This window comes from Glutamicibacter sp. BS14 (assembly GCF_056934375.1).
The window spans coordinates 2,225,071-2,237,734 of sequence record NZ_CM167801.1 but is presented as its reverse complement, the minus strand read 5'-3'; the positions used below and the strand labels follow the sequence as shown (position 1 = coordinate 2,237,734).

General features: G+C 59.5%; 11 protein-coding genes. 4 read left to right on the top strand and 7 right to left on the bottom strand.

The features are described 5' to 3' along the window. From sufC to AC1Z36_RS10590, 4 genes are all read right to left on the bottom strand, one after another. Complete coding sequence (gene sufC, locus AC1Z36_RS10605) at positions 1-759, bottom strand: Fe-S cluster assembly ATPase SufC (protein WP_105656644.1); 759 nt, start codon at positions 757-759, stop codon at positions 1-3. A gap of 61 nt (positions 760-820) precedes the next feature. Further along, positions 821-2,101, bottom strand: a complete 1,281-nt coding sequence (sufD, locus tag AC1Z36_RS10600) for a Fe-S cluster assembly protein SufD (protein ID WP_105656645.1) — start codon at positions 2,099-2,101, stop codon at positions 821-823. A 2-nt stretch (positions 2,102-2,103) separates the two neighbouring features. Then, positions 2,104-3,564, bottom strand: a complete 1,461-nt coding sequence (sufB, locus tag AC1Z36_RS10595; RefSeq protein ID WP_133834195.1) for a Fe-S cluster assembly protein SufB — start codon at positions 3,562-3,564, stop codon at positions 2,104-2,106. Continuing rightward, a complete protein-coding gene (locus tag AC1Z36_RS10590; protein WP_286134094.1) occupies positions 3,561-4,406 on the bottom strand; it encodes a helix-turn-helix transcriptional regulator in 846 nt (281 codons plus the stop codon). Before AC1Z36_RS10590 ends, sufB begins: the two co-directional genes overlap by 4 nt. Positions 4,407-4,536: 130 nt before the next feature. Here AC1Z36_RS10590 and AC1Z36_RS10585 point away from each other — a divergent pair, with 130 nt between their 5' ends. The 3 genes from AC1Z36_RS10585 to AC1Z36_RS10575 are packed head-to-tail and all read left to right on the top strand — an operon-like array spanning position 4,537 to position 7,222. Next, positions 4,537-5,490: an ABC transporter ATP-binding protein gene (locus AC1Z36_RS10585; protein WP_133834196.1), complete on the top strand. Its 954-nt coding sequence runs from the start codon at positions 4,537-4,539 to the stop codon at positions 5,488-5,490. Further along, a complete protein-coding gene (locus AC1Z36_RS10580; protein WP_332486804.1) occupies positions 5,487-6,251 on the top strand; it encodes an ABC transporter permease in 765 nt (254 codons plus the stop codon). The genes AC1Z36_RS10585 and AC1Z36_RS10580 overlap by 4 nt, the downstream gene beginning before the upstream one ends. A 32-nt stretch (positions 6,252-6,283) precedes the next feature. Continuing rightward, positions 6,284-7,222, top strand: coding sequence for a COX15/CtaA family protein (locus tag AC1Z36_RS10575; protein ID WP_332503464.1), 939 nt, complete (start codon positions 6,284-6,286; stop codon positions 7,220-7,222). A 61-nt stretch (positions 7,223-7,283) separates the two neighbouring features. Here AC1Z36_RS10575 and AC1Z36_RS10570 read toward each other — a convergent pair whose 3' ends face one another. From AC1Z36_RS10570 to AC1Z36_RS10560, 3 genes are all read right to left on the bottom strand, one after another. Continuing rightward, positions 7,284-8,240 carry a DUF1700 domain-containing protein gene (locus AC1Z36_RS10570; RefSeq protein ID WP_402734791.1) on the bottom strand — a complete coding sequence of 319 codons (957 nt, stop codon included), beginning with the start codon at positions 8,238-8,240 and terminating at the stop codon, positions 7,284-7,286. After that, entirely contained in the window at positions 8,224-8,574 is a 351-nt protein-coding gene (locus AC1Z36_RS10565; RefSeq protein ID WP_105656651.1) for a PadR family transcriptional regulator, read from the bottom strand. Before AC1Z36_RS10565 ends, AC1Z36_RS10570 begins: the two co-directional genes overlap by 17 nt. 213 nt (positions 8,575-8,787) lie before the next feature. After that, on the bottom strand, positions 8,788-9,735 hold the full coding sequence (locus AC1Z36_RS10560; protein ID WP_105656652.1) for a heme o synthase: 948 nt from the start codon (positions 9,733-9,735) through the stop codon (positions 8,788-8,790). A gap of 807 nt (positions 9,736-10,542) precedes the next feature. Between AC1Z36_RS10560 and tkt the strand changes: the two genes are divergently transcribed. Beyond that, positions 10,543-12,657 (top strand): transketolase, encoded by a 2,115-nt coding sequence (gene tkt, locus AC1Z36_RS10555; protein ID WP_332486799.1) that lies wholly within the window; start codon positions 10,543-10,545, stop codon positions 12,655-12,657. The last annotated feature ends 7 nt before the right edge of the window (positions 12,658-12,664 follow it).

The following is a 12,664-nucleotide window of genomic DNA, read 5'->3' as shown; positions in this document are numbered from 1 at the left end:
TTAGGCCTTGACGTTCAGGTAACGGTCGTAGCCTTCTTCTTCCAGACGGTCAGCCAGTTCCGGGCCGCCCTGTTCTGCAACTCGGCCATCCACGAACACGTGCACGAATTCTGGCTTGATGTAGCGCAGGATGCGGGTGTAGTGGGTGATGAGCAGGGTGCCCATTTCGTTCTCGTCCTGTGCGCGGTTAACGCCCTCGGAGACAACCTTCAGAGCGTCGACGTCCAGGCCGGAGTCGGTCTCGTCCAGCACTGCGAACTTGGGCTTGAACAGTTCCAGCTGCAGGATCTCGACGCGCTTCTTCTCGCCACCGGAGAAGCCTTCGTTGACGTTACGGCCAGCGAAGTCGGCATCGATCTTCAGCTTGCTCATAGCTTCCTTGACGTCCTTGGTCCAAGTACGAAGCTTTGGAGCTTCGCCGTCGATGGCGGTCTTGGCGGTACGCAGGAAGTTGGTCATGGTTACGCCTGGTACCTCTACCGGGTACTGCATAGCCAGGAACAGGCCAGCCTTGGCGCGCTCGTCGACGCTCATCTCCAGGACATCTTCACCATCGAGGGTGATGGAGCCGGAGGTGACGTTGTAGCGCGGGTGGCCAGCGATGGTCGAAGCCAAGGTCGACTTGCCCGAGCCGTTAGGGCCCATGATTGCGTGGGTTTCGCCGGTCTTGATGGTCAGGGTTACACCCTTGAGAATTTCCTTCTCGCCCTGCTCGGTGTCAATCGAGACGTGCAGGTCCTTGATTTCCAGAGTAGACATACGTCGTTCCGTTTCTTTCTAAAAAGCGCTAAGGCTAAAAAGCTGGTGAAGCGAGCACTACCTAGTTCTCGGTAGCAGCCAATTCTTCTTCGATGGTGTCGGTCAGTCGCTCCTGCAGAGCCTCATCGCCGATCTGCTGAACGATTTCGTTCAGGAATCCGCGAACTACCAAGCGGCGTGCGGTCTTTTCATCGATGCCGCGAGCCATCAGGTAGAAGAGGTGCTCATCGTCGAAGCGGCCGGTGGTCGATGCGTGGCCAGCACCATCGATCAGACCGGTTTCGATTTCAAGGTTCGGAACCGAATCAGCGCGGGCGCCATCGGTCAGAACCAGGTTGCGGTTGGCTTCGTAGGAGTCGGTACCAACAGCAGCCTTCTGGATCAGCACATCGCCAACCCACACGGTGTGTGCGTCCTTGCCCTGCAGCGCACCCTTGTACAGCACGTTCGACTTGCAGTTGGCCACAGCGTGGTCAACGAACAAGCGGTGCTCCAGGTGCTGGCCGGCATCTGCGAAGTACAAGCCGTAGAGCTCGATCTCAGCGCGTTCGCCGGTGAAGCGAGCCGACGGGTTCACGCGAACCAGGTCGCCACCGAAGGAAACAACAATGTGCTTGAACGAAGCGCCAGCAGCTACCAGCGCCTGCTGCGAGGAAGCGTGAACGGCGTCATCTTCCCAAGCCTGCAGGGAGATCACGGTCAAGCGGGCGTTGGCCTGGACGTCGAACTCGACGTTCTGTGCCAGCACTGCCGAACCGACGTGGTCCAGCACAACAGTAGCCTCGGAATTTTCCTCGGCAACAACGATGAGGTGCTGAGCCGCCGCTGCCGGCGACTCGCCGGTGATGCGCAGGGTTGCGTTGGCACCTTCGGCGTTCTTCGGGATCGTCACAACGTGGGTCTCGGAAGCGAACTTCCAAGCGTTGGCCGACACGCGGTCATCCGGGGTATGCGCAACACCGTTCAGCGCGTCGCCAGCCGGAACAACCGACAGCTTGGCGATTCCGTTGCCGGCGAGCTCTATCTTCGGAGCCGCGCCGGTGAGGTCATCGCTGTGCAGGCCCTTCAGGCGCTTGAGCGGGGTGAAGCGCCAGTCCTCTTCACGACCGGTCAGCTTGGCGAAGTCATCTACATTGGTGCTGGTCAGTCGACCGGCACGCGATGAATCGGGAACTCCAACTCCGCCGCCGTGGCTGTGCGCCTTGGTGGAGGCACCGGCCAGCGGCGAGCTGTCGTTGTCGTTGATCGGCGAAAGGTCTTCGCCCTCTTCGGTGAAACCAGGAATCGATGGTGCGCCGATGCGCGCCTTCTCTGCTGGGATATGGGTGGTGGTCTCCGACATTCTTAGCCGACCGATCCTTCCATCTGAAGTTCAATAAGGCGGTTCAGTTCCAGCGCGTACTCCATAGGCAGCTCGCGTGCGATTGGCTCAACGAAGCCGCGCACGATCATTGCCATGGCCTCGTCCTCGGCCATGCCGCGGGACATCAGGTAGAACAGCTGCTCTTCGGAAACGCGCGAGACGGTCGCCTCGTGGCCCATGGTTACGTCGTCCTCGCGGACGTCGATGTACGGGTAGGTATCCGAACGCGAGATCTGGTCGACCAGCAACGCGTCGCAGACCACCGAGTTCTTGGTGCCCTTGGCGCCTTCCTGGACCTGGACCAGGCCGCGGTAAGCCGAGCGGCCACCGTTACGAGCCACCGACTTGGCCACAATGGCCGAAGAGGTGTTCGGAGCGATGTGGACCATCTTGGATCCGGTGTCCTGGTGCTGGCCCTCGCCGGCGAAGGCGATGGACAGGGTCTCACCCTTGGCGCGTTCGCCAACGAGGTAAACGGCTGGGTACTTCATGGTGACCTTCGAGCCGATGTTGCCATCGACCCATTCCATGGTGGCGCCTTCTTCGCAGACGGCACGCTTGGTCACCAGGTTGTAGACGTTGTTCGACCAGTTCTGGATCGTGGTGTAGCGAACGCGGGCGTCCTTCTTCACGATGATTTCCACAACGGCAGAGTGCAGCGAATCCGACTGGTAGATCGGTGCGGTGCAACCCTCGATGTAGTGAACGTAGGAGCCCTCATCAGCGATGATCAGGGTGCGTTCGAACTGGCCCATGTTTTCCGTGTTGATGCGGAAGTAAGCCTGCAGCGGGATCTCCACGTGTACGCCCTTCGGGACGTACACGAACGAGCCGCCGGACCACACGGCAGTGTTCAGCGAAGCGAACTTGTTGTCGCCCGCTGGAATGACCGAGCCGAAGTACTCCTGGAAGATCTCCGGGTGTTCCTTCAGTCCAGTGTCGGTGTCAAGGAAGATGACGCCCTGGGCTTCAAGGTCTTCACGCAGCTGGTGGTAAACAACCTCGGACTCGTACTGGGCGGCAACGCCAGACACCAGACGCTGCTTTTCAGCCTCTGGAATACCCAACTTGTCGTAGGTGTTCTTGATGTCTTCTGGAAGTTCTTCCCAGGAGGTCGCCTGCTTCTCGGTGGAACGCACGAAGTACTTGATGTTGTCGAAATCAATACCCGAGAGGTCTGGACCCCAGGTAGGCATTGGCTTGCGATCGAAGTACTTCAGCGCCTTCTGGCGACGCTCCAGCATCCATTCTGGCTCGGACTTCAGGGCGGAAATATTCGCCACTACGTCCTTGTCGACGCCACGGCGCGCATTTGCACCCGCGTCGTTCTTGTCTGACCAGCCGTATTCGTAATTGCCGATTCCGTGGAGTTCGGGGTTCTTCTCCAGAATTTCGGAAATTACACCCGGGTCGGCAGACTCCTGTGCAATCTGATCCGTCATCGCGGCCTCTCCTGCTTCGTGAACTGAATTCGAGTTCTTTTCTCAGCGCGCATTGGCGCCTTTTCACGCCCCACAGGGATGTGGGTCGTGCACACGTGTCCTCCACCGGCCAAGGTCGACAGTCGTCGGACGTCGACGCCTAGCAAGCGGGCGAACATTTCCGTTTCCATGTCGCAAAACACTGGAAACTCTCGTGCCAAGTCTTGTATCGGGCAGTGTCCCTGGCATAGCTGCACGCTATGCATCAGGGCAGTTGCCACTTTGGTATCCACTTTTCGGGTGTATCCCACGAATCCATCTGCACTGAGCAAATTGCCCAGCACCTCGGCTCGTGCTTCCAGCCCTTCAACGCCGACCAGCGCCTTGGCGTATCGGTCTTCCATTGATGCGAAGCGGTTACGCGCAAACTTGCGAATCGCGTCCTCTCCGGCCGCATCGCCGAGCATCTTCAATGCGTCGGAAGCAATCTCCAGGTAATCGTTGCCCAACTTCGTCTGCCCGCGGTGCGAAAGCACGTAGCGACGCGACGGACGTCCAGCACCGGTTTTCTGGTTGGCTACCAGTTTCACCTCTACGAGTCCCGATTTTGAGAGCGCGTCGAGGTGACGGCGGACCGCAGCAGGCGTGAAGCCCAGCTTGCTTCCAAGCTCGGCAGCACTGACCGGCCCGTCCTCGAGTACTGCGTACAGGACGCGGTCGCGCGTACGCTCCTCGGTATCCCCAACTGCGCCAACTGTCGCGGCAGTGGAGCCACTAGCTGATTCTGAATTTGATGAATACACAACACAATCATGCGTAAATTTTTGCTCTAGGTCTAGTAAGGAAGGACTTACTAAGGACATGCTTGCCCGACTAGTGCGTTACTTGAATCGAACCTCTGACACTCCCATTGTCCCGCCCACCTCAACGGAACTCGAGGGTTGGTGACAAAACACTCAGCTCAGCCAGTTCGACATGTCGTAGAATGTTTCAGTGTCTTCTGTAACTCCCAGCCTTGTCATCAACGAGCTGGCTAAAGATTTAGGTCCAGTCCCCGCCTTGGACAATCGCATGTTGCGAGTCCTGGAGTCGGTGTCTCTAAAAGCTTATCCGGGTCAGGTCACCACGCTTTTAGGAGCTAACGGAGCCGGCAAATCCACGACCCTCGCTTGTGCCCAGGGGCTGCTTCAGCCCGAAGGCGGAACCGTCGAACTCCTGGGCCAGAACCCCTTCGGCGACAATCCCGAATTGCGTTCCCGCGTCGGAGTCATGCTCCAAGACGGAGGGTTGCCACCCTCAATGCGACCGGTTCCGCTCTTGAGACACGTCGCTTCCCTCTATCAGAAGCCCATTGATATTGATGCGTTGATCACACGGTTGGATCTCGAATCATTTGGCACCCGCACGATCCGCCGTCTCTCTGGTGGCCAGAAGCAGCGCGTCGCCTTGGCCCTGGCGCTGGCCGGAGATCCGGAAGTGCTCTTCCTCGATGAACCAAGTGCTGGGCTGGATCCGCAGTCCCGCCAGGTAGTCTTCGACCTCATTGCCGAACTTCGCGATGCAGGAAAGGCCATCATCCTCACCACCCACCTCATGGATGACGCGCAACGCCTCAGCGACTACGTCTACATCATCGACAAGGGCTGCACCGTGGCGCAAGGCACTGTGGCCGAGCTGACGGCCCGCGCTGCCGAAGACCAGGACACCCGCCCGGTGTCCTTCTCCGCCCCAGCAGGGCTGCGCCTACCTGAACCACCGGCAGGATTGCACCTGGAGGAGACCGGAGCCGGCCAATACCGGCTCGACGGGGTCAACTCCCCCGAACACTTGAACTGGCTAACCCATTGGTGGCTCCAGGAGGGCATTTTGCCAACCGAGCTCAACTTGCAGTCACGAAGCCTCGAAGACGTTTTCCTTGAAATCGCACAGAAGGAGGGAAGGGCATGAGCCAAACACAGGCACGCTCCAATGCTGTCTCGCCACTGCGCCGAATCCTGAACCAGGGTAAATACGAATCCATCCAGATGCTCAGCAATGGCGAACAGCTCATTCTCGCTGTTGTCATGCCGCTCATTGCGCTCTTCGTGCTCACCCTGACCGATCTGGTCAAGGATGTCGCAGACCGCAGCATTGATGCCGCCGTTCCTGGCGTCTTGGCCTTGTGCGTCATTTCGACGGCTTTCACCGGGCAGGGAATTGGCACCGGATTTGACCGCCGCTATGGCGTGCTGACCATGTTCTCCACTACGCCGCTGGGGAAAACCGGACTGATTTTCGGCAAGGTCATTGCCGTGCTGTCGGTCCTGCTGATCCAGGTCGTCTTAATCTGCTCTGTCTCCTTGTTGTTCCTGGACTGGCATCCGAACCCTTGGGGCATTGCTCCGGCTATACTCTTCCTGCTCTTGGGCGCAGCCGCGTTTACCGCGCTAGGCCTGCTGATTGCCGGCACCGTCCGCCCTGAAGCGACGTTGGCGATCACCAACCTTGCCTGGATCGTGCTGGCCGGTGCCGGCGGTGTCCTCTACCCCTTGAGCATGGCCCCTGATTGGGCCCAGCCAACCCTGAATGCGCTGCCATCGGCAGCGCTGGGCGATGCCATGCGCGATGCCCTGATCCACGGCCAGTTCAGCATTGCTGGCCTTATCTTCTTGATCCTTTGGTCAGCAGTTGGCTCCTTTGCAGCCATCAAGCTGTTCAAATGGAGCTGACCACCACCCAAATTCCGAAAAGGGAGATTTCAATGTCTTCAGCCCAAGCCACCCAGAGCTGGGCCGATAAACTGCCCACGAAGGTCACTCGCCTCGTGCATGGTCTCGCGATCGCATCCCTGATCTCGCAGATTGGCATTATCGTCACCGGTGGAGCCGTACGCTTGACGAATTCGGGCCTCGGCTGCTCCCACTGGCCCAATTGCGTTCCCGGTTCGATGACCCCTGTCCCGGAAATGGGCATCCATGGAATCATCGAGTTCGGCAACCGCCTGCTGACCTTTGTCCTGCTGGTCATCGCTGTCGCGTTCCTGATCTCCATCTGGAAGATGCGCCCTACCCACCGCACCCTGTTCAAGCTGTCCATCGGCTTGCTCGCCGGCATCGCGTTGCAGGCACTCATCGGAGCCATCACCGTGTGGACCGGACTGAACGCTTGGGTCGTTTCGGTGCACTTCCTGATTTCCGGCGCACTGGTCATCATGGCAACATTCCAGGTGAACCGCACCGCCAAGGAACTGAAGAACCGCAAGTGCGATCAGAGCAGCAAGTCGATCCGCCAGCTCTCCTTCGCCGCATGGATCTTCTCCCTGCTCGCAGTGGCATTCGGAACTATCGTGACCGGCACCGGACCGCATGCAGGCGATGCCGATGCCCCGCGCCACTTGTTCGATCCGCTGCTGGTAACCCGCATGCATACTGCTCCGGTGTACTTGCTCGTTGCCGCAACCATCGTGGTGCTGATTCTGGCCTACAAGCAGGGCGGAAACATCCAGCTTCGCATCGCCATCTGGTGGCTTGTCGCGGCAATTGCGGTCCAGGCAGCAATTGGCTACATCCAGCATTTCAATGGGCTGCCAGTCGCCCTGGTACTCTCCCACATGCTCGGCGCGAGCTTGCTGCTTGCCGCCTCCGCAAACGTCTGGGATCGGGCTGCCATCCTTCCGGAATACCAGCGCAACGATTCCTAGAATCCTGAGTAAATGACTGGGGGTTGCCCTGCACTGGATGTGCAGGGCAACCCCCAGTTGCTTAACGCTGTTCCCCGGCCGTTCCACGGCGCGTGAACCACATCAAACCATAAAGTCCAAAGAAGAAATAGACTGTTCCGGGTAGCCAGAATGCCGCAAGCAGCAGCCCTTGATCCACGGTGGAAACCGCAAGAAGGGCGGCACCGTTAGCGCAGGTAGCCCATAGAGCAATCCGGGAATTGGACAAGAACCCGATGCCGCAGGCCAAGCCCAGGGCAAGGTATGCGTACACGGCGACGTTCGGCTCGATACTCGTGAACGATGCGGCTCCCAGAAGCACGACTGGCAATAGCAGTGCAGTGCCACCAATGATGCGGATCAATTTCGAACGCGGTTCTCGATTCACCGATTTGGAAGAACGCCCATTGATTCCGACTAGCATCCATGCTGCGACCATTGACGGGATATAGAAGATTCCACTGCTGGTAATGAATCCGGCAACGAGCGCTGTCATGCACAAGGCCGCCGCGTAGCCGTAGATTCGTGCCGCTTTTCCCTTCATGACCGCGGTGGCCGCTACGCCAAGTCCGAATATTGCGAAGATCAGCAGTTGCAATGCGCCTTGCTCATATATCGAGTCGTAGCTACTGCCCTCACCTTCTGGCACAGAAGCGCCAAAAATCAGGTCACCCAGGGTATCTGCCAGAGTCGTATCGATGATGGAGACAAGGACACCGAGGACCAGTGCCACCGCACCGAGCACCAAGCTATTCCTGCGTAGGATGGCCCGCTCCTGCGGAGCCGCGTACTCGGCCATCAGAGGGGCTGCAACAGTTTCAGGACTGCCTAGCGCGGCGAGGATTTGGTCATCATCCCTGCCTAGGGCTCGGCCATCCTCGATATGCTGCGCCACATCCTCCAGAAGCTCTAAGCCCATATCCCTTGGAGCACCGCGCAGGAGCTTCCCCAATTCCCGCAAATACGCTTCCGCACTGTACTGCTCAGCTGTCGATGCCATGTTGCTCTCCAAGTAGATCGGTGACTTGCATTGAAATTGCTTCCCATACCCCGCGGAACTCGCCAACCATCAGATGCCCGTGCTCGGTAATGGTGTAGTACTTCCGTTTGCGTCCCGACGCGCCTTCTTCCCAGTAGGTTTCTACCAGCCCAGTGGCTTTCATGCGCGCCAGCAACGGATACAGGCTCCCCTCGCCGGCGGTAAGCTTCCGCGCGGTGAGCTCTTCTGCCAGCTCCAACCCGTATTTATCTCCGCTGGCTAACGAAGCCAGCACACAGTACTCAAGGACGCCCTTGCGTATATTCGTGGCGATTTTCTCGCGTTGATCGGACATGCGATAACCATACCTTGCGTAGCAAGACTTGCATAGCAAGATCTAGTCTTATTTCCCTCGATGAGAGTAATTTCTGCCTAAACGCATACTGCGCATGCATTGGCCGATGCGAAGGGCAACTACGCTCGAACGCAGAAAAGCGCCCTTCATGGAATCCATTTTCATTTGGATTCCAGGAAGGGCGCTAACCGACGCTCAGCTGCGGCGTTGAACCTAGCCGAACAGCGGGCTACCCACGAACGGGTCAATGGCCAAGGCCAGGAATACGATCGACAAGTAGGTAATGGAGATATGGAAGACCTTCATGGCCTTGCGGTTGATCTCAGCCGGCTTATGGTCGCTCTGCGCTTCGCGGTAGAGCACGTGCGATTCGTAGACGAACCAGATGCCCGCGCCACCAGCGATTGCGGTGTAAACGATTCCTGCGCTACCCAGTGGGACCAGCAGCATCGAGCAAACGACAGTGGCCCAAGCGTAGAGCACAACCTGTACCGAAACGCGGCGAGCGTTGGCGATCGCGCCCAGCATAGGCACTGAAGCCGCGTTGTAGTCATCCGCATACTTCATGGACAGCGGCCAGTAATGCGGCGGGGTCCAGAGGAAGATCACCAGGAACAGGATGATCGCTGGCCATTCAATTGTGTTGGTCACTGCGGCCCAAGCGATCAGCACAGGCATGCAGCCGGCGATGCCACCCCAGACAATGTTCTGAGCGGTACGGCGCTTGAGGATCAAAGTGTAGAACACGACGTAGAGGAGGATTGCAGCCAGGCCCAAGGCGGTCGTCAGCGGATTGGTGCCAACCCAGAGAACCACCAGGGAGGCTATGGCCAATACCCAAGAGAAGACCAGTGCTTCCCTCGGGGTGAGGTCCCCAGTGACTAAAGGGCGCCCCTTGGTACGCTTCATCAACTTATCCATATCGCGATCGATATAGCAGTTGAATGCACCAGAAGCACCTGCGGCCATAGCTCCACCAACAAGGGTGGAGATCATGAGCCAGACGGAGGGGAAACCCCGTTCGGCAAAGATCATGGTCGGAAGGGTGCTCACTAGCAGCAACTCGATTACGCGAGGCTTCGTCAACGCCACGTAGGCATTGGCCTTGCGCTTCAGAAAATCGCCGGCATTTTCATCAGGCTGACGCGATGCGCGGGGCACTGATGCTGCGGCGACACTTTGAGTCTTCAATTAAACGCACTCAGTTCTTCACGGGTACAAGACAGACACTGTCATTCTACGCTGGATAGAAATTGATTGAAACTCCCCAGGAGAGGATCACAGTTGAAAAATGGTGATTTGGCTCAATTCAAGACGCTACAATCGCCTGCCCGGCGGCTAGCCATGCACCTTTGCGGCTTCACGCTCCCATCGGATTCTGCTCCTCGAACCGATCTTCCGCAGGCAGCCCCCGCCCCAACCAGCGTTTCCCGCGTACCGTTGCAGCACGCCAAAGTCGACAAGCCGGGAGCCTTCGATGGAATAACCCCGCGCGGCGGGAGAACTCATCCAGTTCCAAATGCCCAACAGCATTTCGGCAGATTGCGCGCGGTCCCCGGACCCTGCTCCCAAATGAACAAAGATGGCAACTGATGGCCGCTAGTGGAACAAATCTTGTTCTTTGTAGCGTTGGCTGGTTGCCGTGCACCGGCTGGCAGAAGTGCCCGGCCACCCATATCCCCCGGCTGCCACCTGCGCACGAATGCGCAGAATGCCTGAGCAATTCGCTCACGCCGTGGCATGAATAGCCGTATCAAGTCCACCTTCTGCGCAAACCGAATAATTCTGTGTCATCTTGCTAAATCCAACGCCCCAATACGCCTTTTCGCGATAGAGTTGACTCAGATTGCGCCGTCGCGACCTGCATCCCTCTGAATAAAGCACAGCCGGAGGAAGCAGGAGGCGACGGCGTATTGCGTGTCAGCGGGAGATATCTCCCGTCCAAGCCTGAATGGAAGGAACGCCGCTGTGGCGACTGAATCCTTAGTTGAAGAATTCTCACTGACCGAGTTGGACCGTAAGGCCATCGACACCACCCGTGTCCTGGCAGCCGACGCCGTCGAAAAGGTTGGCAATGGCCACCCCGGTACCGCAATGAGCTTGGCTCCGGCCGCCTACTTGATTTTCCAGAAGCACCTGCGCCACGATCCGAAGGATCCGAACTGGATCGGCCGCGACCGTTTCGTGCTTTCCCCGGGCCACACCTCGCTGACCCTGTACCTGCAGCTGTTCCTCTCGGGCTACGGTCTGGAGATGGAAGACATCGAAGCGCTGCGCACCTGGGGCGCCAAGACCCCGGGCCACCCGGAGTTCGGCCACACCGCCGGCGTTGAGATCACCACCGGTCCGCTGGGCCAGGGCCTGGCTTCCGCCGTTGGTTTCGCCTACTCCCAGCGCCGCATGCGCGGCCTGCTGGATCCAGCTGCCGAGGCAGGGACCAGCCCGTTCGACCACACTGTCTACGTCATCGCTTCCGATGGCGACCTGCAGGAAGGCGTCACCTCCGAGGCCTCCTCGCTGGCCGGCCACCAGGAACTGGGCAACCTCGTTGTGATCTACGATGACAACAAGATCTCCATCGAGAACGACACCGACATCGCCTTCACCGAAGACGTGCTGGGCCGCTACGAGTCCTACGGCTGGCACACCCAGCGCGTGGACTGGACCGTCACCGGAGAATACGTCGAGGACATGGCCGCACTCGATGCTGCTGTGCGCGCCGCGAAGGCCGAGACCTCCCGCCCATCGATCATCAGCCTGCGCACCATCATCGGATGGCCATCGCCGACCAAGCAGAACACCGGCGGCATCCACGGCTCGAAGCTGGGTACCGAGGAAGTTTCCGGCCTGAAGACGATCCTGGGCTTCGACCCCGAGAAGAACTTCCAGATCGAGGACGATGTACTGGCTCACGCCCGCGAGGTCGTAACCCGCGGTGCGCAGCTGCACACCTCGTGGAACGAGACCTTCGAGGCCTGGAAGTGCGCCAATCCGGAAGAAGCCGCCCTGCTTGAGCGCCTGCAGGCTGGCGAATTGCCAGAGGGCTGGACCGAGAAGATCCCGACCTTCGAGCCAGGGTCCACCATGGCTACCCGCGCCGCGTCGGGCAAGGTCATCAACGCGATCGCCGATGAATTGCCAGAACTCTGGGGCGGCTCTGCCGACCTCGCCGGTTCGAACAACACCACCATCGAGACCGCGAAGTCCTTCGCTCCCGAGCGCCGCTCCACCGATTCCTGGTCCGCCAGCCCGTACGGCCGCGTGCTGCACTTCGGCATCCGCGAGCACGCCGCCGCCTCGATCGTGAACGGCATCGTGCTCTCCAGCCCGACCCGTGCATTCTCCGGAACCTTCCTGATCTTCTCGGACTACCAGCGTCCGGCGATCCGCTTGGCCGCGCTGATGGGTGTCCCCTCGATCTTCGTGTGGACCCACGACTCCATCGGCCTGGGCGAAGACGGCCCGACCCACCAGCCAGTGGAGCAGCTCGCTTCGCTGCGCATCATCCCCAACTTCGACGTCGTCCGCCCAGCGGATGCCAACGAAGTCGCCTACGCATGGCGCGGCATCCTCGAGCTGACCGACACCCCTTCGGGCATCGTCCTCTCCCGCCAGAACCTGCCAATCTACGACCGCGCGGCCACCGGCTTCCGCGGCGCCGAAGGCACGCTGAAGGGCGGCTACATCCTCGCCGAGGCTGTGCGCGATGGCGCGGAGACCACCCCGGATGTCATCTTGCTGGCCACCGGCTCCGAGGTCGAGCTGGCTATCGAAGCCCGCGAAGCCCTGGCTGCCAAGAACGTCGCGGCCCGCGTCGTTTCGCTGCCGTCGCTGGAATGGTTCGCCAAGCAGGACGCGGCCTACCGCGAAGAGGTCCTGCCGGCAGCCATCACCGCCCGCGTTTCGGTTGAAGCCGGCGTGGCCCAGGGCTGGCGCGAGCTGGTCGGCGCGCACGGCGAAATCATTTCGCTGGATCACTTCGGCGCTTCCGCCGATTACAAGAAGCTGTACTCCGAGTTCGGCATCACCACCGAGGCTGTTGTAGCCGCTGCCGAAACCTCCATGCAGAACGCTGCCAAGTAAGGAACCG